The sequence below is a fragment of the Metapseudomonas otitidis genome (genome assembly GCF_900111835.1).
Classification (GTDB): domain Bacteria; phylum Pseudomonadota; class Gammaproteobacteria; order Pseudomonadales; family Pseudomonadaceae; genus Metapseudomonas; species Metapseudomonas otitidis.
Genome location: NZ_FOJP01000005.1, coordinates 240,024 through 263,390, shown reverse-complemented (window position 1 = coordinate 263,390; position 23,367 = coordinate 240,024). Strand labels below are relative to the sequence as shown.

Here is a 23,367-nt window from a genome sequence, read left to right as displayed (position 1 = left end):
GGCGGGGAGGGCACCAGCCTAGCGGGCGTGCGACCCGCCGTCGGTCGACCGCCTCACAGGGCGCTCAGTCCCCGCCACCGCCACATCCGCCACTGTCGCCGCCGGAGTCCCCACCGCCGGAGTCCCCGTCCCAGCTGTAGCTGATGCTCGAAGAGCTGTCGCTTACGCCACGGCCATCGCCGAAGTCGCTGGAGTCGTAGCTGCTGTCGCTGCCGACGAAGTCGCCACCGCAGTAGATGACGGTGCTGCCCGAGTCGCCCCGGTCGTCACGGCGCACACCCCGGCAATCAGCCACATAGAGGAAGCCGCCGGCGATGCCCAGGCGCCGGTCCAGGTCGAACAGCAGCGGCACACGGCCCGGCGTATGCGGGTCGATGCGTTCCTGCTCGCAGGCGTACCACCAGCAGCGCCGCAGGCCGGCGTCGGCCTGCCGGGCCTTGCCGGACAGCGCCCAGGCCGGGCGGTGGTGGAGGAAGCGGCCGAAGGCGCGCTGGCAGAAGCGCCGGTATTCGCGGGTGTCGAGGATCAGCGCATGCCACAGGTCGTCCACCACCTGGGAGGGCATGGACACATAGCCGAAGCCGCTCTTCAGGTAGCAGAGGAAGAACTGCCGCAGCCCGGCGCAGACCAGCATGCAGTCCTCCAGGCTCAGCTGCGGGTGGCGTTTGCGCAGCTCGTCGAGCAGGCGCGGCGGCGGGCGGAACGCTCGGATCAGGCGTTCCCGGGCGGCGATACGGCGACGCTTCCACAGATTGAAGGCGAAGGCGGCCGCGCACAGGCTGGGGATGACGATCCAGATGGTCATGGTGGGTCCTTTCTCCACGAGGGCGGCCCACAGTGTCCCAGGCGGCCCGGGCGCTTCAAGCCCCTCGCGCTGCCGCTGGGCGGCAGGCCACGGAACCCGACGCTGCCCTTTGCCCGGAACGTGCGCGACCGGTAAGATTCGCGGTCAAATTTCGCCTCACAGGAACACCCGCCATGAGCATCAAATCGGACAAGTGGATTCGCCGCATGGCACTGGAACACGGCATGATCGAGCCCTTCGTCGAGCGCCAGGTGCGCGGCGCGGACGACAGCCGGGTGATCTCCTACGGGGTGTCCAGCTACGGCTACGACGTGCGTTGCGCTGCCGAGTTCAAGGTCTTCACCAACATCCACTCGGCCGTGGTGGACCCGAAGAACTTCGACGAGAAGAGCTTCGTCGACATCAACAGCGACGTCTGCATCATCCCGCCGAACTCCTTCGCCCTGGCCCGTACCGTCGAGTACTTCCGCATCCCCCGCGACGTGCTGACCATCTGCCTGGGCAAGAGCACCTATGCCCGCTGCGGCATCATCGTCAACGTCACCCCGCTGGAGCCGGAGTGGGAGGGCCACGTGACCCTGGAGTTCTCCAACACCACCAACCTGCCGGCGAAGATCTACGCCAACGAAGGCGTGGCGCAGATGCTCTTCCTGCAATCGGACGAGGCCTGCGAGGTGTCCTACAAGGACCGGGGCGGCAAGTACCAGGGCCAGGTCGGCGTGACATTGCCGAAAGCCTGACCCACACCTTCTGTCGGAAAAGCCGGGCATTGCCCGGCTTTTTCGTGAGTGGCGCCCCGCCAGCGCCTTTCCTTGAAGCCAGCCGCCCGCCGAGGGTTTCCCGTGTCCCGATTGCGCCTGTACCTGTTCCTCTGCCTGTCGCTGTGGCTGCCGGCCTGGGCCGCCCAGGCCGAACCGCTGAACGACCTGCGGGCCTGGGACCCGGCACAGGGCGCCCTGCACGTGCTCGACGGCACCTGGCGGCTGACCTGGCTGGAGCCGGCACGGGCAGAGCAGGAGGTGCCGCTGCCCTTCACCTGGAAGGACGGCACCCGCAAGCCCTGGGGCGAGGTGGGCTTCGGGCGCATCGAGCTGACCAGCGAGCTGCTGCTGCCCGATTATCCGGAACCCCTGGCGCTGTACTTCGACGACTTCAAGTCCGCAGCGCGGGTCTGGATCGACGGCGAGCTGGCCTTCGAGCGCGGCCAGCCGGGGGATGCCGAGCACGAGGTGCAGCGCCTGCAGTCGGCCATCGTGCCGCTGCCCGACGATGCCCGGCGGGTGACGGTGCGGATCGAGCTGTCCAACCACTTCCACCATGAAGGCGGCATCGACATGGAGGTGCGCGCCGGCACCCTGGCCGGCCTGGCGCTGGATGCCAGCCGCCAGCGCGCCCTGTACCTGCTGACCCTGGGCGGTGCGCTGATGATGGCGCTGTTCATGGCCCTGATGGACCGCAGCGCGGCGCGGGCGCTCGGTGGCCTGCCGTTCGCCGTGCTGCTGGTGCTGGCCGGGTTGCGCGCGGCGTCCAGCGGCGAGCTGCTGGATCACTACCTGCAATGGCCGTCGGTGTGGATCTACCGCATCGAATACCTCTCCGGGCATCTGTTCTCCCCGGTCTACGGCGTGTTGCTGCTGCGCCTGTTCCCCGACGAGTTGTCGCGGCGGGTGCAGCGCGTGCTGGTCGCGGTGGGCGTGCTGGGGGCGCTGGTCACCCTGGGGACACCGCCGGCCTTCTTCACCCTGACGCGGGACCCCTGTGCCATCTGGCTGCTGCTCTGCGAGCTGTACTTCCTCGGCGCCCTGGTGCTGGCCGTGCGGCGTCGGCGGCCCGGGGCCCTGGTGGCGCTGGGCGGGATGCTGGTGATGGATGTCACCATCGTCAACGACCTGCTGCTCTACTCACTCAGCGTGCCGACCCTGAACCTGATCCCGCTGGGCATCCTCTTCTTCATGCTCTCCCACGGCGTGGTGGTGGGCAGCCGGGTGATCGACGCCCTGCAGCGCAGCAAGCAACTGAGCCGGGACCTGCAGCGCCTCAACGCCTCCCTGGAAGCCCGCGTGGAGGAGCGCACCCAGGCCTTGGCGGTGGCCCGCGACCAGGCCCTGCACGAGGCCCAGCAGTCCCTGGAGCGTCAGGCCATGCTCAGCCACGAGCTGCGCACCCCGCTGGTGGCCATCCAGGGGCACCTGCACCTGCTGCAGGGCGACGGCCTGGACGAGCAGCAGCGCCATCGCCTGGACACCGTGCGCGTCGCCGCCCAGAGCCTCACCGACGTGCTCGACGGGCTGATGCTGCTGTCCCGCGCCGAGAAGCTCGAACTGCCGCCGGCCCAGGTGTTCTCCCCGGAGCGCCTGGTGGAGGAGTGCGCCGCCATCTTCCGGCCCCAGGCCGAGGCTCGCGGCCTGCGCCTGCTCACCCGCTGTGCCGACGACCTGCCCGCCTACGTGCTGGGGCACCCCCAGCCGTTGCGCCAGGTGCTCTACAACCTGCTGGGCAACGCCCTCAAGTTCACCGACCAGGGCCAGGTGCTGGTGATCCTCGAACGCAGCAGCCAGGGCCTGGCCCTGCGGGTGGCCGACACCGGCCCCGGCATCCGCCACGAACTGCAGCCGACCCTGTTCGAGGCCTTCGTCCGCGACCCCGAAGCGGGCCAGCCCGGCATCGGCCTGGGGCTCTACATCAGCGCCCGCCTGGCCGCGCTGATGGGCGCCCGCCTGGCGCTGGACAGCGCCCCCGGCCAGGGCACGCGCATCGACCTCTGGCTGCCCTGGCAGCCGGCCGAAGCCCCGGCAGCGGAGGAGGAAGACGAAGCCGCCGCGTTGCTGCAGGGCCTGCGGGTGCTGCTGGTGGAAGACGTGGAGGTGAACCGCCTGGTGACCGCCGAACTGCTGGAGCGCTGGGGCTGCCAGGTGAGCACCGCCCGGGATGGTCGCGAGGGCGTCGAGGCCTGCGCCACGGGCACCTTCGACCTGGTGCTGATGGACCTGCGCCTGCCGGACATCGACGGCCTCACCGCCAGCCGGCTGATCCTCCAGCAGGCCCGCTCGACACCGCCCCTGCTGGTGGCCCTGACCGCCAACGCGCGGGACCTGGACCCGCGCCAGTGGCGCGAGGCCGGCTTGCGCGCGGTGCTCGGCAAGCCCCTGCGGCGCGAGGCCCTGCTGGCCGTGCTGGAGGACTGGGACCTCCCCGGCGAAGCCCCGCCCACCCAGGCCGAGGAGTTCTCCGAGGCGCGCCTGGAGGCGCTGCGCGGTTGGCTCGGCCACGCCCTGTTCGATCGCCTGCTGCCCACCCTGGTGGCGTCCCTGGAGGAGGTGCGCGACGCCCTGGCGCACCTGCCCGAGGCCCCCGAGGCAGCCCGCCTGGAGCTGAGTGCCCTGTGCCACCGCCTGCGCGGCAGCACCCTGAACTTCGGGCTCGACAGCCTGGCCCAGGCCGCCGAGCGCACCGAACGGCCGGAGCAGGTGCCCGAGCTGCTGGCGATCCTGGAGCGCCACCTGCTGCTGCTCAGGGAACGCCTGCAGCGTGAAGCGGGTCGCGCAATCCCTTGATCCAGGTGGTGGCAACGCGCCTTGGGTTTGCGCCAGAATCCGCCGCCTGACGAAGAGGGGCTGTGGATGGTCGACAAGCTGCTGGTGGTCGAAGACGCGCCGGAAATCCGCGAGATGCTGGCGCTGTACCTGCGCGAAGCCGGGTTCGAGGTGCACGCCACCGACTCCGGGCGGGCCTGCCTGGAGCTGGTCCAGCAACTGCGCCCGGCCCTGGTGCTGCTGGACATCGGCCTGCCCGACCTGGACGGCCTGACCATCACCGCCCAGCTGCGCCGCAGCCAGCCGCAGCTCGGCATCATCCTGGTCACCGTGCGGGACGAGGACTACGACCGCGTGGTGGGTCTGGAGGCCGGTGCCGACGGCTACCTGACCAAGCCGCTGAACCTGCGCATCCTCCTCGCCCAGGTGCGCAGCCTGCTGCGCCGCTGTGGCCAGGGTGAGCGCGAGGCCGACTTCTCCGTACGCCTCGGGCGCTTCCGCGTCGACCTGCTGCGCCGCCGCATCAGCGACGCCGCCGGCCAGGACGTGGTGCTCACCCCCGGCGAGTTCGCCCTGCTGATCGGCCTCATCGAGCGCCGGGGCAGCGCGGTCAACCGCCACGACCTCATGCAGTGCCTGCGCCGGGGCCAGGACGACGACGAGGAAGTCGACGCCCGTACCGTGGACGCCCTGATCGTGCGCCTGCGCCGCAAGCTGGAGGTCAACGCCAACCGCCCGCAACTGATCCAGACCGTCTACGGCAAGGGCTACCGCCTGGCCGCCGAGGACGAGGCCAGCCTGGCCACCCCCTGAACCCACGGACCCGGGAGCTTCACCGATGAAACGCCTCTTCGCCCTTGGCCTCGCCTTGTGCCTGTCCCTGCCCCTGGCCCACGCCCGGACCCTCTCGGTAATCGGTGATCGCGAGGTGTTCGGCCTGCCCGCGGATGCCTCGCCGGAGCGCTTCGTTGAGGCCCTGGGCGAGCCCACTGTCCGGCTGCCCATGAGCGGCAACAGCCAGGGTCTGCTCTACGGCAACAGCCTGCTGCTGGTGTTCCAGGACGGGCGCCTGGCCGAGGTGCGCTGCTGGCGCCTCGACCGCTTCACCGACGAGCTCGGCCTGGGCTGGCTGCGGCGGGTGGCGCCCGGCGCGGCGACCTGGGACTTCGTGGTGGACAAGCAACTGGCCCTCGGCATGGACCGGGAGCGGGCCCTCACCCTGATGCAGGGGCTGGAAGGCGATGGCGACGAGTATTCGGACGTGCGCCAGCGTGGCAGCAGCACCCTCTGGTTGGGCTATGGGCAGTCCGGGAACTACGGCCTGGAAGGGCCGGATCGCCAGGTGGTCACCTCCCTCACCGTTACCTACGACGCCCCCGGCGACGAATGACCCGGAATCCCACGGGCTGCGTGGCGTCCCACAAGGACAACCCCTCCGTGGAGAACCTCGCCATGCCCATCGCCGTACACGAACTCCCGGCCACCCGGCCCTGGCCCTTCTTCGCCCAGCACGTGCCTGGCGATCCCGGCGAGCCGGGTGAACCCACCCCGTCCCGCGAGCCGGGCGAGCCGACCCTGCCGGACGAACCGCCGCCCGACCCAGTCGCCTGAACTCAGTCGGCTGAACCCAGATAGCAGAACGCCCGGCATTGCCGGGCGTTTTGCATCAAGCGCTGGTGCTCCAGAGCTTCAGGGCGCCAGCGGCAGCTCGCGCTTGTGACGGGTGTTGTCGTAGGTGCGGACGATGGCGTCATAGGCCGCCTGGCTGACTGGCTGGCCGTGCAGGAAGGCGTCGATCTCGGTGTAGCTCACGCCGTGGGCCTCTTCGTCCGGCTTGCCGGGGCGCAGCTCTTCCAGGTCGGCGGTCGGCACCTTGTTCACGGCGCTGTTTGGCGCCCCCAGGTAGGCGGCGATGGCACGCACCTGGCCTTTCACCAGGCCGGAGAGCGGAGCCAGGTCGCAGGCGCCGTCGCCGAACTTGGTGAAGAAGCCCATCACCGCTTCGGCGGCGTGGTCGGTGCCGATCACCAGGCCGTTGTTGGCGTTGGCGATGGCGAACTGCGCCACCATGCGGATGCGCGCCTTGATGTTGCCGGTGACGAAGTCGCGGCGGGCGTCGGTCAGGTGGTTGAGGTGGGTGACCTGCTCGGCCAGGCCGACCACGCTGTCGGCGATGTTGACCGTCTCTTCCTCGTCGGCGCGGATGAAGTTCATCGCCACCTGGGCGTCGGCTTCGTCGTGCTGCACGTTGTAGGGCAGGCGCACCGCGATGAAGCGATAGCCGTCATCGCCGGTCTCGGCGCGCAGCTCTTCCACCGAGAGCTGCGCCAGGCGACCGGCGGTGGTGGAGTCGACGCCGCCGCTGATGCCCAGCACCAGCACCTTGAGGCCGGAGGTGCGCAGGCAGTCCTTGATGAAGGCCTTGCGCCGCTCGACTTCCGCCACCAGGGCGGCCTGGTCGGCGAAGGGCGGGACCACGGCGAGGGCTTGGGCGATTTCTTGCTGGCGGTTGCTCATGGGGTGTCTCCTCAGCGTGCGTCCACGCGGAATACATGTTTCAGGTAGGTCACGAAGTTCTCGTCGCGGCACTGGGTCTTGCCCGGCGTGTCGGAGAGCTTCGCCACCGGCTGGCCGTTGCAGGCGGTCATCTTGATGACGATGTTCATCGGTTCGACCCCGGGGATGTCGCAGGTCAGCCGCGTGCCGATGCCGAAGCTGACATGGATGCGCTCATGCAGGGCGCGGTACAGCTCCAGCGCCTTGGGCAGGTCGAGACCGTCGGAGAATACGAGGGTCTTGGAGAGCGGGTCTATACCGAGCTTCTCGTAGTGGCGGATGCATTTTTCGGCCCACTCCAGCGGGTCCCCGGAGTCGTGCCGCAGGCCATCGAAGAGCTTGGCGAAGTACAGGTCGAAGTCCCGCAGGAAGGCATCGGTGGTGATGCAGTCGGTCAGCGCGATGCCGAGCAGGCCCCGGTACTCGCGGACCCAGCAGTCCAGCGCAGCGATCTGGCTGTCGATCAGGCGCGGGCCCAGTTGCTGGTGGGCCATCAGCCATTCGTGGGCCATGGTGCCGATGGGCTTGATGCCGAACTCGCGGGCCAGGTGCACGTTGCTGGTGCCGACGAAGCGCCCGGGGAAGTCGCGCTTGAGGATGTGCACCATCTCCTCCTGCACCCGGTAGGAGAAGCGCCGGCGGGTGCCGAAGTCGGCCACCTGGAAACCCTCCAGCTCGCTCGGGCTGGCCTCGCGCTTGAGCCAGTCGAGCTTCTCGTAGAGGCGCTCGCTGGCCTGCTCGATCACCACCTCGCGGTAGCGGTAGCGGTTGCGCACCTCGCTGACGATGGCCAGCAGCGGGATCTCGAAGAGGATCACGTGCAGCCAGGGGCCGCGCAGGCGGATGCACAGCTGGCCGTCTTCGACCCCGGCCTGGACGTAGCGCATGTTGAAGCGGAACAGGCTGAGGAAGCGGATGAAGTCCGGCTTGATGAAGGGGATGCGTTCGAGGAAGGCCAGCTGGTCAGCGGTGACGCTGATCTCGGCCAGGCGCTCGATCTGGTAGCGGATCTCCGCCAGGTAGGGCGTCAGGTCCTCGGCGTTGCGGCAGCGGAACTCCCATTCCACCTCGGCGTTGGGGTAGTTGTGCAGGACCGCCTGCATCATCGTCAGCTTGTAGAAATCGGTGTCCAGCAGGTTCTGCACGATGCGGTCGGAAAACACGCTCTCGGCCATCTTCAGCACTCCCAGGTGGTGCGGTTGAGCAGGGCATCCAGCTCGGCTTCGCCGGCGCACAGGACGATGCCCGCTGCGTTCATCTCGAGCCGAGCAGTCTCGGCGGTGGCCTCGGCAATGGCACGGCAGGCGGGGAGGTAGACGATAACCTCAAAGCCGGCGCGGCGCAGTTGCAGGGCCGTGGTTTTCACGCAGTAGTCCAGCGCCAGGCCGCCGACCAGCACATGGCTGACCGCGTTCTGCCGGAGGAATTCGATCACCCCGGTGCTGCGGCGTTCCGCCAGGTCGTGGTAGCAGGCGCCGTAGGGGTGCAGGTCGGGCTCCACGCCCTTCCACACGAAGTAGTCGTACTCCAGCGGGCGGGGCAGTTCATCCAGCAGCTCGAAGCCGGCGGTGCCGGGCACGCAGTGGCTGACCCAGGTGATGTCGGCATTGGCCAGGGGCAGCGGTGCGAGCATCTCCGCGTGGCTGCCCACCACCCAGGGGGCGCTAGGGCTGTGGGCGTCCTTGCTGCCGATGCGCAGGGTGGCGCGGCGGGCCAGCAGGTTCAGGTGCGCCGCGATCTCGTCGCCGCCGGGCACCGGCAGTTCGTCCGGGCAGAGCGGGGTGAAGCCCTTCTGGGCGTCGACATCGAAGCTGGCGATCTTCATGGCTGCGTTCCTTTCTCGGTGACGGCTGGCTACATATTCCATCTCGTGTAATATGTCGTCAAGCGTTTTTCAGGAAGGAGTGGAAAAGTGAGCAGCCATCCGCATTCGAATCCCTCGGCAAGCCTGGCCGCCTACGCCGCCGGCAGCCAACGGGCCGGCACCCTGCGTTTTCGCCTGGCGGTCTACGGCGGCGCCTTCGACCCGCCGCACCCGGGGCACGAGACGGTGGTCCGCCGTGCCCTGGCGGTGGCCGACCGGGTGCTGCTGGTGCCCAGCCACCGCCACGCCCACGGCAAGCGCATGGTGGACTTCGCCCTGCGCTGCGCCTGGCTGGAGCGCCTGGCCCAGCGCATCGACCCGCAGCGGGTGCTGTGCGAGCCCATCGAGGCGCGCCTGTCGCCGGGGCAGGGGGCGGTGTACAGCTACGACCTCATGCACGCCCTGGCTGAGGCCCATGGCGTGGTGCCGGAGGCCATGGCGCTGGTGATCGGCGAGGACAACCTCGAACACCTGCCGGGCTTCCACCGGGGTGCCGAGTTGCGCCGGGATTTCGGCCTGCTGGTGGCGAAGGAGACGCGGGTGCTGCACAGTTCCGCCATTCGCCTGCACCTGCGGGAAGGACGACCACTGCCGGCCGCCTGGTGCCTGCCGGAAGTGGCCGGTGATCTGGTTGTCTACAGGACACCCCTGGAAACGTAGGCGAGGCCGTCAGCGCAAGGCAAAAACAGGCGAAAAAGCGCAGTTTACGTGCTGTAAATGAGCATTTTGAGCGTGTTTTTAACGCCGCGATGACAACGCAGGTAGTTTCTAGGGGTGTCCTACAGGGAGATGCAATGAGTTCCGCACAGGTACTGGCCAGCGTCGACATCGTCGCACTGCGCCTCGATCCGGCCCAAGGCCTTGACGTGCTGCTGATCCGCCGGGCCCAGGGGCCCTTCGAAGGGGAATGGGCGCTGCCCGGTGTGCTGGTCAACGGCCGTTGCGCCGACGACGACCTCGACGCCGCCGCCAAGCGCGCCCTGAGCGGCAAGGCGCGGGTCGAGCCGCAGCACCTGGAACAGGTGGCCACGGTGGGTAACGCCCGGCGCGACCCCCGGGGCTGGTCGCTGTCCACCTTCTACCTGGCGCTCCTGGCGCCGGACACCGAAGTGACCGCCGACGACCTGCGCTTCGCCCCCCTGGAGGGGCTGGCGGGCCTGCCCTTCGACCACGACCAACTGGTGGCCCAGGCCCGCGAGCGGCTGTCGAGCAAGTCGGTCTACACCTCGCTGCCGCTGCACCTGCTGGCGCCGCGCTTCACCGTCACCGAAGCCCTCGGTGCCTTCCAGGCCTGCCTCGGCCAGCCGGTGCAGCACACCACCCTGCGCGGGCGGCTGGAGAAGATGAAGGGGCAGGGCTGGATCGTCGACACCGGCGAGCACAACCACCCGAAGATGGGCCGTCCGCAGAAGGTGCTGGAGCACCGACCCGGCGCGGGTGGGCTGTTCACCTTCGACCGCAGCGTCCTGTCCTGAGGAGTGTGCCCCCTGCCCGGCCGGGCAGGGGGCGTGGCGTCAGCCGGCGGCCAGCGCGTTGCGGGCCTGGGCGGCGCGGCTGAGCTTGAGGCGGTAGCAGCCGCCCATCACCAGCAGCCACACGGGGATGGCATAGACCGAGACGTTGATGCCGGGGGTCAGCAGCATCACCCCGAGGATGAACGCCACGAAGGCCAGGCACAGCCAGTTGCCGAAGGGCGACCAGAAGGCGCGGAAGGCGGTGCGCACGCCCTCGCGGTCCTTGTGCTGGCGGAACTTGAGGTGGGCGTAGCTGATCATCGCCCAGTTGATCACCAGGGTGGCCACCACCAGGGACATCAGCAGTTCCAGGGCGTTGTGCGGCAGCACGTAGTTCACCAGCACCGCCAGCCCGGTCACCAGGGCCGACACCACCAGTGCCGGCACCGGCACGCCGCGCTTGTCCACACGGGCCAGGGCGCGGGGGGCGTCGCCCTGTTCGGCCAGGCCCACCAGCATGCGACCGTTGCAGTAGGTGCCGCTGTTGTAGACCGACAGCGCGGCGGTCAGCACCACGAAGTTCAGCAGGTGGGCGGCGGTGTCGCTGCCGATCAGCGCGAAGATCTTCACGAAGGGGCTGCCGCTGTACGGATCGCCGGCGCTGCTGATGCTGGCCAGCAGGGCATCCCAGGGGCTGAGGGCGAGCAGCACCACCAAGGCGCCGACGTAGAAGATCAGAATGCGCCAGATCACCTGGTTGATCGCCTTGGGGATCACCTGGCCGGGTTTCTCCGCCTCGGCGGCGGTGAAGCCGAGCATCTCCAGCCCGCCGAACGAGAACATGATGAAGGCCATGGCCATCACCAGCCCGCTGATGCCGTTGGGGAAGAAGCCGCCGTGGGCCCAGAGGTTGGTGACGCTGGCCTGCTCGCCGCCGTTGCCGCTGAACAGCAGCCAGCAGCCGAGGACGATCATGCCGACGATGGCCACCACCTTGATCATGGCGAACCAGAACTCGGCCTCGCCGAACAGCTTCACGTTGGCCAGGTTGATGGCGTTGACCAGCACGAAGAAGGCTGCGGCTGTGGCCCAGGTGGGCACGTCGGGCCACCAGAAGTGGATGTACTTGCCCACCGCCGTGAGTTCGGACATGCCCACCAGGATGTACAGCACCCAGCAGTTCCAGCCCGAGAGGAAGCCGGCGAAGCCGCCCCAGTACTTGTGCGCGAAGTGGCTGAAGGAGCCGGCGACCGGCTCGTCGACGATCATCTCGCCGAGCTGGCGCATGATCAGGAAGGCGATGAAACCGCAGATGGCGTAGCCGAGGATCATCGACGGCCCGGCGGACTTGAGCACCCCGGCGGAGCCGAGGAACAGGCCGGTGCCGATGGCGCCACCGAGGGCGATGAGCTGGATGTGGCGGTTCTTCAGGCCGCGCTTGAGCGATCCGGTGTGTTGCGCGTCGTGCATGGCGTCACCTTTTCTTGTTGTCGTGACGGAAATCGAACCCGCTGCGCTTGTGGCGCGGCGGCGTGGGCAAGGCGGTTGACCTTTAGTGGCCGTGCATGGGCACGTCCCCGAGTGGGGGCCGCGATTGTACAGGCGCAGGTGGGAGGATGCGCGCCGGCACCACCGGGTCACAGGCGGGCAGGGCGAGGGCGGGGAGGCGCACGCGGGCGCCGGGCAGCAAGGCTGGGGTCACGGTGACCTCCGGTTGTTGTTCTTGTCGGTCGAGCGCGGCCATCTGACCCCGCCGCACCGGCGCGAAACAAGGCACAGTCGCGCACCGGAACTGTGCTGGCCGGCGCTGGGCGCGGCAGCTTTTCCTGACAGCACCGCCCCGCGCCCCGGCAATGCCGGGTGCGGGCGTAACGTTTGCTTGACAGGCTGGTGCGCCGACGTGACGCAGGGGGCGGCTCAGTGCTGCAGGTGGCCGTAGAGGCGGGCGTAGAGGCCGCCGTGGTCGATCAGACGCTGGTGGTCGCCGTCCTCGGCGATGCGCCCGCCGTCGAACACCAATACCCGGTCGGCCTGCTTCACCGCCGACAGGCGATGGGCGATGACCAGGGTGGTACGGCCGGCGAGGAAGCGTGCCAGGGCCTGGTGCAGGGCGTACTCGGTGGCCGCGTCCAGGGCCGAGGTGGCCTCGTCGAGGATCACCACCTTTGGCTCGGCCAGCACCATCCGGGCGATGGCCAGGCGCTGGCGCTGGCCGCCGGACAGGCGCACGCCGGAGCGCCCGACGATGCTGTCCAGGCCCTTGGGCAGGGCGCGGATGGTCTCGGCCAGCTGGGCGATCTCCAGGGCCTGCCAGCAGGCCTCGTCGCTGCGCTCGCGGCCCATGGTCAGGTTGGCGCGCACGCTGTCGTTGAACAGCGCCGGGTGCTGCAGCACCACCGCGACGTGTTCGCGCACCCGTTCCAGGCCGATCTCCTCCAGGCTGGCGCCGCCGAAGCGGATGCTGCCGGCCTGGGGCGTGTAGAGGCCCAGCAACAGCTGCACCAGGGTGCTCTTGCCACCGCCGCTGGCGCCGACGATGGCGACCTTCTCGCCAGGGGCGATGGTCAGGTCGAGGCCGTCCAGCACCGGCTCCTCGCCGTAGGCGAAGCGCAGGCCGCGCACCTCGACGCCCACGGTGCGGTGCTCGGCGAAGGGGTCGATGCGCGGCGGATACTGCGGCTCGTCGGCCCGTGCCAGCAGCTCGTTGAGGCGGCTCAGTGCGCCGCCGGCGGCGTAGAAGGCGTACTGCAGGCCGAGCAGTTGCTCCACCGGGCCGATCATGAACCAGAGGTAGCTGAACACCGCCAGCATCTGGCCGATGGACAGGTCGGAGAACAGCACGGTGAGCATCGCTGCGCCACGGAACACGTCGATACCGAACTGGAACAGCAGGCCGCTGGTGCGCCCGGCGGCGTCGCTCTTCCATTGCGAGGCCACCGCGTAGTCGCGCACTTCCCGCGCCCGTTCGCCGAGGCGGCCGAGGAAGAAGCCCTGGCGGTTGCCGGCGCGGATCTCCTGGATGGCCTCCAGGGTCTCGGTCAGGGCCTGGGTGAAGCGGGCGGTGCTGTCGTTCTCCAGCTTCTTCAGGTGCTTCACGCGCTTGCCCAGCTGCACCGTGGCGTAGATCACCAGCGGGTTGAACAGCAGGATCAGCAGCGCCAGCTTCCAGTGCATCCACATCAGGATGCCGGCGGTGCCCACCAGGCTGAGCATGGCCACCAGAAAGCGGCTGAGGGTCTCGCCGATGAATTTGTCCAGGGTGTCCAGGTCGGTCACCAGGTGGGCCGAGACGGTGCCGCCGCCGAGGCTTTCGTACTCGCCGAGGGAGATGCGCTTGAGGCGTTCGATCAGGCGCACCCGCAGGCGGTACACCACGTCCTTGGAGAGGCGGGCGAACAGGCGCGCCTGCAGCACGTTGAACACCAGGGCGCAGCTGCGCAGCACCAGGGTGACGGCCAGCATCAGGCCGATGTAGCCCACCGGCCCCTGCCAGGCATCGGGCAGGAAACCGTCCATGAAGCGCAGGGCGGCGTCGCCCTTGCCCAGCAGCACTTCGTCCACCAGCAGCGGCAGCAGCAGCGGGATCGGCACGGCGCAGAGCGCGGCGAGGATGGCCACGCCGTTGGCCAGCCAGAGGGCCTTGCGGTGGCGCAGGGCGAGGCGGCGGATCTCCGCCCAGCTCAGCTGGTCAACCATGGGCGATGCGCTCCAGCCAGCGGCCCAGCAGCGGTTGCAGGTCACTCAGCGGCTGGTAGCCGTTGGTCAGCAGGGCCAGCTGGCCATCGCGTTCGGCCAGCAGGGTGGGGAAGCCGGCGATGCCCAGGTCCTGCACCCAGGTGAAGTCCTCGGCGGTGGCCTGGCGGGTGGCCGGGTCATCGAAGGCCTCGGCGAACTCGATGCGCGGGATGCCGGCGGTTTCGGCCAGGGCCACCAGTTGCTGGGCCTGGGTCACGTCCTGGCCTTGTGCATAGAAGGCGTGCTGGATGCCGCGGGCCAGCGCCCAGGTGGCGTCCTCGTCGAGTCCGCGCGCGGCCACCAGGGCCCGGCACGCCGGCTCGGTGTCGTAGACGAAGCCGTCGGGCAGCGCGCCGTCGAAGCGGAACGGCTGGCCGGTGGCCTGCTCGACGGCGTGCCAGTGTTCGAGGATGTAGCGCCGCGTGGTCGGCTCCAGCGCCGCGCCCTGGCCGGTGCGCAGGCCGCCGACCACCAGGCGCAGCGGCACGCCGGCGTCACGCGCCTGCTCGATCAGCGCTCCGGCCACCGGGGCGAACCCCCAGCACCAGGAGCACATGGGGTCCATCACGTAGAGCAGGCGTGCGTTGGCCATGGCGATCCCTCGTCGTCGGTCAGTGTTCCGGATTCTGCCGCGGGTCGCGGCCGATGGGGTGGGGCTGGTTACGCTGCTTGGCCAGCTCGATCTGCTTCTGCCGTTCACGGGCGCTGGCGCGGGTCTTCTCCGAGAGGCTGTCCCAGCAGTGGGGGCAGCTGATGCCGGGGGCGTAGTGCGGGGACTGGCGGTCTTCCACGGAGATCGGGTTGCGGCAGGCGTGGCACTGGTCGTAGTCGCCTTCGCTGAGGTCGTGGCGCACGGTCACGCGGTTGTCGAAGACGAAGCAGTCGCCGCGCCACAGGCTCTGCTCCTGGGGCACGTCCTCCAGGTACTTGAGGATGCCGCCCTTGAGGTGGAAGACCTCTTCGAAGCCCTGGTTGAGCATGTAGCTGGAGGCCTTCTCGCAACGGATGCCGCCGGTGCAGAACATCGCCACCTTCTTGTGCACCGCCGGGTCGTAGTGGGCCTTGATGTATTCGGGGAACTCGCGGAAGGACTTGGTCTTCGGGTCCACCGCGCCTTCGAAGGTGCCGATGGCCACTTCGTAGTCGTTGCGGGTGTCGATCAGCAGCACCTCGGGGTCGCTGATCAGGGCGTTCCAGTCCTGCGGCTCGACGTAGGTGCCCACCTGCTGGTTCGGGTCCACGCCCGGCACGCCGAGGGTGACGATCTCTTTCTTCAGCTTGACCTTGGTGCGGTAGAAGGGCTGCTCGTCGCAGTAGGACTCCTTGTGATCCAGGTCGACGAATCGCGGGTCGACCTTGAGCCAGGCCAGCAGGGCGTCGATGCCCTCGCGGGTGCCGGAGACGGTGCCGTTGATGCCTTCCTCGGCGAGCAGCAGGGTGCCCTTGATGCCGTGCTCGGTCATGGTCTTGAGCAGGGGCTCGCGCAGGGCGACGTAGTCTTTCAGGGATACGAACTTGTAGAGCGCCGCGACAACGATGCGGGACATGAATACCTCCAGTGGTCGCCCACGCAAAGGGCGGACCGGGTGACAGAAACGACAGCGCCGGCTGGGCCGGCGCTGGGGGCGGAGTCTATCAAAAACCGCTGGGTCACGGATGTGGGGGAATGTCTCAGTCGTCGGGTGGGGAGGTCATGAGCGGTGGATTGCTCGAGGTCTGGCTGTATATCGAGTTCTGCGGATGTTCTTTGTTTCGCCTTCCCAGGCGAGTTTCTTTTTTCAGTCGTCGGAATGCCGCCCACAAAAAAGAAACCAAAAAGGCTCGCCCCTGCATCCGGATCCCGCTTCGCGGGACTCCCCTCGCTCCATCGTTACTTCGGGGGCCGGCGCGATGGGCCATCCATGGCCTGGCGCGCCTCTCGCGGCATCCATGCCGCTCGTCCCCCTGCGCAACAACTGCGCTCGGCCTCCTGAAGGGGCAGGTTCCCTGCCTCAACGTCTCAGCCACATGCAATTTCGGAGTGCGCTTCAGATGGACTGCTCCCCAAAAAAAGCAGGCGCCACGAGGGCGCCACAGGGAGCAATGAACAATGCCCTTGTTCTGACCCCCTCGGGGCCGACACGTTCAGTCGTTGGCCCGGATCGGTGGTTTCAGGCCGCCGGCACGGGCCAGACGCCGCCGTCGCCGCAGAGGTAGAGGCGGGTGCCCGGGGTGCCCGGTTGTTCCAGCCCGCCGGTGAATTCGCCGAAGGCCGGCAGCAGGCTGACGCTGCGGCCGAGGGCGAAGCAGGGCAGGCGCAGGCTCTGCCGGCCGGGGCCGCGCAGGCGGTGGCAGGGGTGCAGGTGGCCGGCCAGGACGTGGCGCTCGGGGTGGGGTTCGGGCTCGTGGCGCAGGGCAAAGGGGCCGAGCAGCAGTTCGGCCTCGTGCAGGTCGAAGCCGAGGCTGGCGGGTGGGTCGCCGGCGTGGCGGTCGTGGTTGCCGCGCACCAGGTCGATGTGCAGCGTGGGATGCCGTTCGCGCCAGTCGGCCAGGGCCTGCCAGAGGCCGTCGTGGCGCCCGTGGCGGGCGTGCAGGAAGTCGCCGAGGAAGACCAGGCGCCGGGTGTCGTGGCTGTGCAGCAGGCGGTCCAGCCGTGCCAGGTTGGCGGCGGTGGTGCCGGCGGGCACCGGTTGGCCGAGGCGGCGGAAGCTGGCGGCCTTGCCGAAGTGGATGTCGGCGATCAGCAGGCAGTGCTGTTCCGGCCAGTAGAGGGCGCGGTCCCCCAGCAGGCGCAGGCGGGTGCCGGCCAGGTCCACGTCGAGGTGGGTGTTCACGGGCGGCGCCTCCGCCTGGGCGGGGCGTCGGCGGCTTTTTCCAGTTGCGCCACCATGCGGGCGATGCGGTCGGCGAGCTTCTCGGTGCTCAGGCCCTCGCGCAGGCGCTCCACCAGCAGGGGGAAGGCCAGCGGGGTGGCGCGTTCGACGTCCTTCACCACCAGGCGCCGCTGGCGCAGGCGGGCGAGGGCGTCGGCCAGGCGTGGCAGGTCCAGCTCCTGGCGCAGGGCTTCGTCGCGGGCCTGGTGCAGCAGGCGGTTGTCCGGGTCGTACTGGCGGAACACGTCGAAGAACAGGCTGCTGGAGGCCTGCAGCTGGCGGGTGCTTTTGTGCGCCCCCGGCGGGCCGCTGTAGAGCAGGCCGGCGATCTGGGCGATCTCGCGGAAGCGGCGGCGGGTCAGCTCGCTGGCGTTGAGGCTGTCCAGCAGTTCGCTGAGCAGGTCGCCGTCCTCCAGCAGGGCGGGCAGGCGGGCGTCGTCCCAGTCGGGGGCTTCGGCGGCCAGCAGCTCCAGGCCGTAGTCGTTGACGGCGATGGAGAAGGTGCCGGGGCGCTGGCGGGCCAGTCGCCAGGCCAGGAGGCTGGCGAGGCCCAGGTGCACGTGGCGGCCGGCGAAGGGGTAGAGGAACAGGTGCCAGCCCTCCCGCGAGTGCAGGCGCTCCACCAGCAGGTTGTCGTCCTCGGGCAGGGCGGACCAGGCGGCCTGCAGGCTCAGCAACGGGCGCACGAGCTGCAGTTCGGGGCTGTCGTAGCGGCCCTGGGCGGCCTCGCCGAGCTGGTGCACAAGGGCGGCGGCCAGTTCGCTGGAGAGCGGCATGCGCCCGCCGTTCCAGCGCGGGATGGCGGCCTTACGGGCGCTGGAGCGGCGTACGTAGGCGGTCATGCCTTCCACCCGCACCAGTTCCAGGTGGCGGCCGGCGAAGAGGAACACCTCGCCGGGGCGCAGGCGGGCGATGAAGCTCTCTTCGATGCTGCCGAGGTGGCCGGCGGCTCCGCCCTTGCCCCAGAAGCGCACCTGCAGGCTGGCGTCGCCGACGATGGTGCCGACGCTCTGCCGGTGGCGCCGGGCCAGGGCGCGGTTGGGCACCCGCCAGAGGCCCTGCTCGTCGGGCTCCACCCGCTGGTAGTCGGGGTAGGCGCTGAGGGAGCTGCCGCCGTGGCGGACGAAGGTCAGGCACCAGGCCCAGTCGGCGGCGTCGAGGTGGCGGTAGGCCCAGGCGCCGCGCACTTCCGCCAGCAGTGCGTCGGGCTGGAAACCACCCCCCAGGGCCATGCTGACCAGGTGCTGCACCAGGACGTCGAGGGGCTTTTCCGGGCTCTGCCGGGCTTCGATGCGGCGTTCGGCCACGGCCTGGCGGGCGGCGACGGCCTCCACCAGTTCCAGGCTGTGGGTGGGCACCAGGGTGACCCGCGAGGTGCGGCCGGGGGCGTGCCCGGAGCGGCCGGCACGCTGCATGAGGCGGGCGATGCCCTTGGCGGTGCCGATCTGCAGGACCCGTTCGACGGGCAGGAAGTCCACCCCCAGGTCGAGGCTGGAGGTGCAGACCACGGCCTTGAGCCGGCCGTGCTTGAGGGCGTCCTCGACCCATTCGCGCACCTCGCGGGACAGCGAGGCGTGGTGCAGGGCGATCAGCCCGGCCCAGTCGGGCCGCGCCTCCAGCAGGGCCTGGTACCAGAGTTCGGCCTGGGAGCGGGTGTTGGTGAACACCAGGCTGCTGGGGCTGGCCTCCAGTTCGGCGACCACCTTGGGCAGCATGCGCAGGCCCATGTGGCCGGCCCAGGGGAAGCGTTCGACGCTGTCGGGGAGCAGGGTGTCCACCGCCAGGGCCTTGTCCTGGCGGCCTTCGAGCAGCAGGCCCTGGCCGTCGGGTACCAGCACCTCCAGGGCGTGGTCGAGGTTGCCGAGGGTGGCGGAGAGGCCCCAGGTCACCAGGTGCGGGTGCCAGCGGCGCAGGCGTGCGAGGGCCAGCTGCAGTTGCACGCCGCGCTTGCTGCCGAGCAGTTCGTGCCATTCGTCCACCACCACCATCTGCAGGTGGGCGAAGGCCTCGGCGGCGTCGGCGCGGGTCAGCAGCAGGGTCAGGCTTTCCGGGGTGGTGACCAGGGCGCTGGGCAGGCGCCGGGCCTGGCGGGCGCGCTCGCTGCTGCCAGTGTCGCCGGTGCGCAGGCCGAGGCTCCAGGGCAGGCCGAGGGCGTCCAGGGGCGCCTGCAGGGCGCGGGCGGTGTCGGCGGCCAGGGCACGCATGGGGGTGATCCACAGCACCGAGAGGGGCAGCGGCTTGGCGGGGCTGGCGGTGCCGGGGGCGATGGCGTCGAGGGCGGCGAACCAGGCGGCGTAGGTCTTGCCGGAGCCGGTGGTGGCGTGGAGCAGGCCGGAGCGGCGCTGGCGGGCGGCGTCCCAGAGCTGGCGCTGGAAGGGGAAGGGCGTCCAGCCCTGGGCGTCGAACCAGGCGTCGGAGGGGCGGCTCATGCATCGTCCTCTGCCGGGGCAGCGCCCAGCAGGGCGTGCAGGCTGGCCAGGGTGTCGGCGTCCTCCACGGGTTTGTCGCGGCGCCAGCGCAGCATGCGCGGGAAGCGCACGGCGACGCCGCTCTTGTGCCGGCGCGAGCGGGCGATGCCTTCGAAGCCCAGTTCGAACACCAGGCTGGGGGTGACGCTGCGCACCGGGCCGAACTTCTCCACGGTGGTGCGGCGGATGATGGCGTCCACCTGGCGCATCTCCTCGTCGGTGAGCCCGGAGTAGGCCTTGGCGAAGGGCACCAGGCTGCGCGGGGCGTCGCCTTCGCCCTCGGCCCAGACGGCGAAGGTGAAGTCGGTGTAGAGGCTGGCGCGGCGGCCGTGGCCGCGCTGGGCGTAGATGAGCACGGCGTCGACGCTGTAGGGGTCGAGCTTCCATTTCCACCAGGTGCCGTCCTCGCGGGTGCGGCCGACGCCGTAGCGGGCGTCGCGGGCCTTGAGCATCAGGCCTTCCACGCCCTGTTCGCGGGCGCGCTGGCGTTCGGCGGCCAGGGCCTCCCAGGTGGCGCCGGTGACTTCCGGGGACAGCCCCAGCAACGGGGTGTCCAGCCCCGCCAGCAGCTGTTCGAGCTGGGCGCGGCGGGCCTGTTGCGGGCGGCTGCGCCAGTCTTCGCCCTGCCATTCCAGCAGGTCGTAGGCCAGCACCCGCACGGGGGCGTCTTCCAGCACCTGGCGGGTCAGGCGCTTGCGGCCGATGCGCTGTTGCAGCAGGGCGAAGGGCTGGGCGCGGCCGTCCTTCCAGACCAGCAGTTCGCCGTCGATCACGCAGCCGTCGGGCAATTGCCGGCAGAGGGCGTGCAGCTCGGGGAAGCGCTCGGTGACCAGCTCTTCGCCCCGGGACCAGATCCACAGCTGGCCGTCGCGGCGTACCAGTTGCGCGCGGATGCCGTCCCATTTCCATTCCGCCAGCCAGTCGCTGGGCGGGCCGAGGCGTTCGTCGAAGGCCTCGGGCTCCAGCTGCAGCGGGTGGGCGAGGAAGAAGGGGTAGGGCTGGCCGCCACGTTCGCGGTGCTCGTCGGGGCTTTCGGCGGCGATCAGCCGGCGGTAGCCGTCGGCGCTGGGGACGCGGCTGATGTCGGTGTAGCCGACCATGCGCTGGGCGATGCGCTTGGGGTCCAGGCCGCTGAGGCTGGCCAGGGCGCGGGTCACCAGCAGGCGCGAGACGCCGACGCGGAAGGCGCCGGTGATGAGTTTGTTGAACACCAGCAGGCCGTCGCGATCGAGCCGCGCCCAGAGCCGCGACAGGCGCTCGGTGAGTTCGGCCGGCGGCAGGCCGCGCAGGGGCAGCAGGTGCTCTTCCAGCCACTGGGCGAGGCCCTCCTGGCTGTCGCTGGCGGCGGGGGGCAACAGCAGGGCGATGGTTTCGGCGAGGTCGCCGACGCTCTGGTAGCTCTCTTCGAAGAGCCATTCGGGCAGGCCGGTGACGGCCAGGGTACTGGCCTTGAGCTGGCGCACCGGCACCAGTTGGCGCGGTTTGCCGCCGCTGAGGAAGTACACGGCCCAGGCGGCGTCTTCGGCGCTGGCCTGGCGGAAGTAGTCCTCCAGGGCGGCGAGCTTGGCGTTGCTGGAGGTGCTGGCGTCGAGGCGCATGTAGAGGTCGGCGAAGGCCTTCATGCGGGGGCCTCCGGGGTGGCGTCGGCGCTGTCGGGGGTGTCGTCCTCGTCGCCGTATTCGGTGCTGAAGCCCTGGGCGTCGAGGCCCTGTTCGCGCAGGTAGCGCACCAGCACGGGGACCGAGCCGTGGGTGACGAAGACCCGCTCCGCGCCGCTCTGCTGCACGGCCCAGAGCAGGCCGGGCCAGTCGGCGTGGTCGGAGAGCACGAAGCCGCGGTCCACGCCCCGGCGGCGACGGGCACCGCGCAGGAGCATCCAGCCGCTGGCGAAGGCGTCGCTGTAGTCGCCGAAGCGGCGCATCCAGGTGCTGCCGGCGGCGGAGGGCGGGGCGATCACCAGGGCTTCGCGCAGCAGCGGGTCGTTGCGCTTGAGTTCGCCGGCGTAGCGGGTGGCGGCCAGGCGCACGCCGGCTTCGCGGTAGACGCGGTTGAGGGGCTCCACGGCGCCGTGGACGAGGATCGGGCCGGGTTCGTCCGCCAGGCCGTGGAGCAGCCGCTGGGCCTTGCCGAAGGCATAGCTGAACAGCACGCTGGCGCGCCCGGCGGCACGGTTGGCCTGCCACCACTGGCGCACCTGGTCCATGACCTGGGCCTGGGGCTGCCAGCGGTAGATGGGCAGGCCGAAGGTGGATTCGGTGATGAAGCAGTGGCAGCGCACCGGCTCGAAGGGGGCGCAGGTGCCGTCGGCTTCGGTCTTGTAGTCACCGGAGGCGACCCAGACCTGGCCCTGGTGTTCCAGGCGCACCTGGGCGGAGCCGAGCACGTGGCCGGCGGGGTGCAGGCTGATGCGCACGCCGTTGTGCAGCAGGGCTTCGCCGTAGTCCAGGGTCTGCAGGGGCACGTCGCCGAGGCGGGCGCGCAACACGCCGGCACCGGGGGTGGCGGTGAGGTAGTGGCCGTTGCCGCTGCGGGCATGGTCGCCGTGGCCGTGGGTGATGACGGCGCGGGCGACGGGTTTCCAGGGATCGATGTAGAAATCGCCGGGCGGGCAGTAGAGGCCCTCCGGCCGGGCGACGACCAGGTCCATGGGATGCCTTGCTGTGGGTTCGTGTCTGCTGACCCTGCCGTGCGCCGGTTGGTTCGCCCTCAACGCGATGGACGTCGCAGTTGGACGCGGCATTCGTCGCCGGAGGTGGCCTGGAGCGCGGCAGGTGCGTCAAGATCGTGAACGGCCAGAAGGCCGGTTTCAAGGAGGATGTCCGATGGAGGCTCTCAAAGCCTATTTCCAGCGCCATGGCCACGCCCCGTTCCGGGTCGGGGAAGGGCGCATCAGTGGTTACCTGTCTGCGGCACTGGGCCTGTTGAGCCTCTGCGCGGTGCTGTGTTTCCTGTTTCCCGAGTGGCTGACCTTCGCGGAGTTCCGCAAGGTCTACAGCGAGCAGTTCGCCCGTACGGTGCTGCTGGTGGGCCTGGTGCTGTCGTTCAGCCTGGGCACGCTGAACATCCTGCTTAACCGGCGCAAGCGCCTGGGCTTCACCGGCATCGCGGCCTCGGGGCTGGCGGTGTTCCTGGGGGGGACCAACATCCAGTTCGAGACCATCGGCGAGACGCCCTATTCCCTGGGGCTGGACTGGTTCGTGCTGGCGCTGCTGGTGTCGGCCATCGTCTTCATCCCGCTGGAGAAGCTGTACGCGAAGGACCCGGAGCAGAACATCCTGCGGCCGCACTGGCGCACGGACCTGGCGTACTTCTTCGTCAGCCACATGCTGGTGCAGTTCATCCTGATCTTCGTCACCGCGTCCTCCACCCTGCTGGGGGGCTGGGCGGTCTCGGCGACCTTCCAGGCCGGCGTGCAGTCCATGCCGATCTGGCTGCAGTTCATCCTCGCGGTGCTGGTGGCGGACCTCGGCCAGTACTGGCTGCACCGCCTGTACCACGTGGTGCCCTGGCTGTGGCGCTTCCATGCGGTGCACCACTCCAGCACGTCGATGGACTGGCTGGCGGGCTCGCGCATCCACTTCGTGGAGATCCTGCTGACCCGTACCGGGGTGCTGGTGCCGCTGATGCTGATGGGCTTCTCGCCCCAGGCGATGAACGCCTACGTGATCCTGGTGGGCGTGCAGGCGGTGCTGGCCCACGCCAACGTGCGCATCGATGGCGGCTGGCTGAACTACCTGCTGGTGCTGCCGCGCTACCACCACTGGCACCACGCCCGGCACCCGGACTACATCTACAAGAACTATGCGATCCACCTGCCGATCGTCGACATGGTGTTCGGCACCTTCAAGCTGCCGCCGAAGGAGTGGCCGACCCGCTACGGGGTGTTCGGCAAGCCGCTGCCGGACGGCATCCTGCGCCAGCACCTGTATCCCTTCCTGAAGCCGGAGCCCAAGGCGCCGGTGAAGCCCAAGGCGTCCTGAACCCGGGCGGCCCCTGTGCAATGCAGGGGCCGCTTTCCCTGGCTTTTCCCTTCTTGCCGATTTCCCGGGCTGAAGCCCGGGCTACGTCCGTGCATTTTTCCGCAGGTTGGCGCCGAGCTC

General features: G+C 69.7%; 19 protein-coding genes and 1 pseudogene. 8 read left to right on the top strand and 12 right to left on the bottom strand.

Annotation, left to right across the window (positions count from 1 at the left end):
• Positions 1-64: 64 nt before the first annotated feature.
• On the bottom strand, positions 65-805 hold the full coding sequence (locus BM198_RS08475; protein WP_244165683.1) for a glycine-rich domain-containing protein: 741 nt from the start codon (positions 803-805) through the stop codon (positions 65-67).
• Between the two features lie 173 nt (positions 806-978).
• On the opposite strand from BM198_RS08475, the gene dcd reads away from it, so the two are divergent.
• From dcd to BM198_RS29555, 5 genes are all read left to right on the top strand, one after another.
• Positions 979-1,545, top strand: a complete 567-nt coding sequence (dcd, locus tag BM198_RS08470; RefSeq protein WP_044413278.1) for a dCTP deaminase — start codon at positions 979-981, stop codon at positions 1,543-1,545.
• Positions 1,546-1,647: 102 nt separating this feature from the next.
• Entirely contained in the window at positions 1,648-4,359 is a 2,712-nt protein-coding gene (locus tag BM198_RS08465) for an ATP-binding protein (RefSeq protein WP_139233587.1), read from the top strand.
• A 66-nt stretch (positions 4,360-4,425) separates the two neighbouring features.
• A complete protein-coding gene (locus BM198_RS08460; protein ID WP_074969210.1) occupies positions 4,426-5,151 on the top strand; it encodes a response regulator transcription factor in 726 nt (241 codons plus the stop codon).
• 25 nt (positions 5,152-5,176) lie between these two features.
• Entirely contained in the window at positions 5,177-5,728 is a 552-nt protein-coding gene (locus BM198_RS08455) for a hypothetical protein (RefSeq protein ID WP_083422355.1), read from the top strand.
• Complete coding sequence (locus BM198_RS29555) at positions 5,725-5,949, top strand: hypothetical protein (RefSeq protein ID WP_139233586.1); 225 nt, start codon at positions 5,725-5,727, stop codon at positions 5,947-5,949. Before BM198_RS08455 ends, BM198_RS29555 begins: the two co-directional genes overlap by 4 nt.
• A 78-nt stretch (positions 5,950-6,027) precedes the next feature.
• On the opposite strand, the gene nadE is transcribed toward BM198_RS29555, so the two are convergent.
• From nadE to BM198_RS08440, 3 genes are read right to left on the bottom strand one after another with little or no spacing between them, the layout of a single operon-like run.
• Complete coding sequence (nadE, locus tag BM198_RS08450; protein ID WP_074969208.1) at positions 6,028-6,855, bottom strand: ammonia-dependent NAD(+) synthetase; 828 nt, start codon at positions 6,853-6,855, stop codon at positions 6,028-6,030.
• A gap of 11 nt (positions 6,856-6,866) precedes the next feature.
• Positions 6,867-8,069, bottom strand: coding sequence for a nicotinate phosphoribosyltransferase (gene pncB, locus BM198_RS08445; RefSeq protein WP_074969206.1), 1,203 nt, complete (start codon positions 8,067-8,069; stop codon positions 6,867-6,869).
• Positions 8,070-8,071: 2 nt separating this feature from the next.
• Positions 8,072-8,761 carry a nicotinamidase gene (locus BM198_RS08440; protein ID WP_373466867.1) on the bottom strand — a complete coding sequence of 230 codons (690 nt, stop codon included), beginning with the start codon at positions 8,759-8,761 and terminating at the stop codon, positions 8,072-8,074.
• 45 nt (positions 8,762-8,806) lie between these two features.
• On the opposite strand from BM198_RS08440, the gene BM198_RS08435 reads away from it, so the two are divergent.
• Entirely contained in the window at positions 8,807-9,418 is a 612-nt protein-coding gene (locus BM198_RS08435; RefSeq protein ID WP_394328339.1) for an adenylyltransferase/cytidyltransferase family protein, read from the top strand.
• A gap of 134 nt (positions 9,419-9,552) precedes the next feature.
• A complete protein-coding gene (locus BM198_RS08430) occupies positions 9,553-10,233 on the top strand; it encodes an NUDIX domain-containing protein (protein WP_074969204.1) in 681 nt (226 codons plus the stop codon).
• 35 nt (positions 10,234-10,268) lie between these two features.
• On the opposite strand, the pseudogene BM198_RS08425 reads toward BM198_RS08430, so the two are convergent.
• From BM198_RS08425 to BM198_RS08390, 8 genes and pseudogenes are all read right to left on the bottom strand, one after another.
• Positions 10,269-11,682, bottom strand: a pseudogene (locus tag BM198_RS08425) (amino acid permease); the annotation flags it as partial.
• Between the two features lie 447 nt (positions 11,683-12,129).
• Positions 12,130-13,908 (bottom strand): ABC transporter ATP-binding protein, encoded by a 1,779-nt coding sequence (locus BM198_RS08420; protein WP_074969200.1) that lies wholly within the window; start codon positions 13,906-13,908, stop codon positions 12,130-12,132.
• Entirely contained in the window at positions 13,901-14,539 is a 639-nt protein-coding gene (locus tag BM198_RS08415) for a DsbA family protein (RefSeq protein WP_074969198.1), read from the bottom strand. The genes BM198_RS08420 and BM198_RS08415 overlap by 8 nt, the downstream gene beginning before the upstream one ends.
• Before the next feature lie 19 nt (positions 14,540-14,558).
• Positions 14,559-15,494, bottom strand: a complete 936-nt coding sequence (gene trhO, locus BM198_RS08410) for an oxygen-dependent tRNA uridine(34) hydroxylase TrhO (protein ID WP_044413306.1) — start codon at positions 15,492-15,494, stop codon at positions 14,559-14,561.
• A gap of 603 nt (positions 15,495-16,097) precedes the next feature.
• A complete protein-coding gene (pdeM, locus tag BM198_RS29550) occupies positions 16,098-16,760 on the bottom strand; it encodes a ligase-associated DNA damage response endonuclease PdeM (protein ID WP_074969196.1) in 663 nt (220 codons plus the stop codon).
• Entirely contained in the window at positions 16,757-19,228 is a 2,472-nt protein-coding gene (locus BM198_RS08400) for a ligase-associated DNA damage response DEXH box helicase (protein ID WP_074969194.1), read from the bottom strand. The genes pdeM and BM198_RS08400 overlap by 4 nt, the downstream gene beginning before the upstream one ends.
• Complete coding sequence (locus tag BM198_RS08395) at positions 19,225-20,889, bottom strand: ATP-dependent DNA ligase (protein ID WP_074969193.1); 1,665 nt, start codon at positions 20,887-20,889, stop codon at positions 19,225-19,227. The genes BM198_RS08400 and BM198_RS08395 overlap by 4 nt, the downstream gene beginning before the upstream one ends.
• Entirely contained in the window at positions 20,886-21,914 is a 1,029-nt protein-coding gene (locus BM198_RS08390) for a ligase-associated DNA damage response exonuclease (RefSeq protein ID WP_074969191.1), read from the bottom strand. The genes BM198_RS08395 and BM198_RS08390 overlap by 4 nt, the downstream gene beginning before the upstream one ends.
• 175 nt (positions 21,915-22,089) lie before the next feature.
• Between BM198_RS08390 and BM198_RS08385 the strand changes: the two genes are divergently transcribed.
• Positions 22,090-23,247 carry a sterol desaturase family protein gene (locus BM198_RS08385; protein ID WP_044413317.1) on the top strand — a complete coding sequence of 386 codons (1,158 nt, stop codon included), beginning with the start codon at positions 22,090-22,092 and terminating at the stop codon, positions 23,245-23,247.
• Positions 23,248-23,367 lie beyond the last annotated feature (120 nt).

Bases quoted from the DNA above. Each gene is read 5' to 3' on its own strand.
- BM198_RS08475 (WP_244165683.1), bottom strand. From the start codon at position 805: ATGACCATCTGGATCGTCATCCCCAGCCTGTGCGCGGCCGCCTTCGCC.
- BM198_RS29555 (WP_139233586.1), top strand. From the start codon at position 5,725: ATGACCCGGAATCCCACGGGCTGCGTGGCGTCCCACAAGGACAACCCC.
- BM198_RS08395 (WP_074969193.1), bottom strand. From the start codon at position 20,889: ATGAAGGCCTTCGCCGACCTCTACATGCGCCTCGACGCCAGCACCTCC.
- BM198_RS08420 (WP_074969200.1), bottom strand. From the start codon at position 13,908: ATGGTTGACCAGCTGAGCTGGGCGGAGATCCGCCGCCTCGCCCTGCGC.
- BM198_RS08430 (WP_074969204.1), top strand. From the start codon at position 9,553: ATGAGTTCCGCACAGGTACTGGCCAGCGTCGACATCGTCGCACTGCGC.
- trhO (WP_044413306.1), bottom strand. From the start codon at position 15,494: ATGTCCCGCATCGTTGTCGCGGCGCTCTACAAGTTCGTATCCCTGAAA.
- BM198_RS08460 (WP_074969210.1), top strand. From the start codon at position 4,426: ATGGTCGACAAGCTGCTGGTGGTCGAAGACGCGCCGGAAATCCGCGAG.
- nadE (WP_074969208.1), bottom strand. From the start codon at position 6,855: ATGAGCAACCGCCAGCAAGAAATCGCCCAAGCCCTCGCCGTGGTCCCG.
- BM198_RS08400 (WP_074969194.1), bottom strand. From the start codon at position 19,228: ATGAGCCGCCCCTCCGACGCCTGGTTCGACGCCCAGGGCTGGACGCCC.
- BM198_RS08385 (WP_044413317.1), top strand. From the start codon at position 22,090: ATGGAGGCTCTCAAAGCCTATTTCCAGCGCCATGGCCACGCCCCGTTC.
- BM198_RS08440 (WP_373466867.1), bottom strand. From the start codon at position 8,761: ATGGAATATGTAGCCAGCCGTCACCGAGAAAGGAACGCAGCCATGAAG.
- dcd (WP_044413278.1), top strand. From the start codon at position 979: ATGAGCATCAAATCGGACAAGTGGATTCGCCGCATGGCACTGGAACAC.
- BM198_RS08415 (WP_074969198.1), bottom strand. From the start codon at position 14,539: ATGGCCAACGCACGCCTGCTCTACGTGATGGACCCCATGTGCTCCTGG.
- pncB (WP_074969206.1), bottom strand. From the start codon at position 8,069: ATGGCCGAGAGCGTGTTTTCCGACCGCATCGTGCAGAACCTGCTGGAC.
- BM198_RS08455 (WP_083422355.1), top strand. From the start codon at position 5,177: ATGAAACGCCTCTTCGCCCTTGGCCTCGCCTTGTGCCTGTCCCTGCCC.
- BM198_RS08390 (WP_074969191.1), bottom strand. From the start codon at position 21,914: ATGGACCTGGTCGTCGCCCGGCCGGAGGGCCTCTACTGCCCGCCCGGC.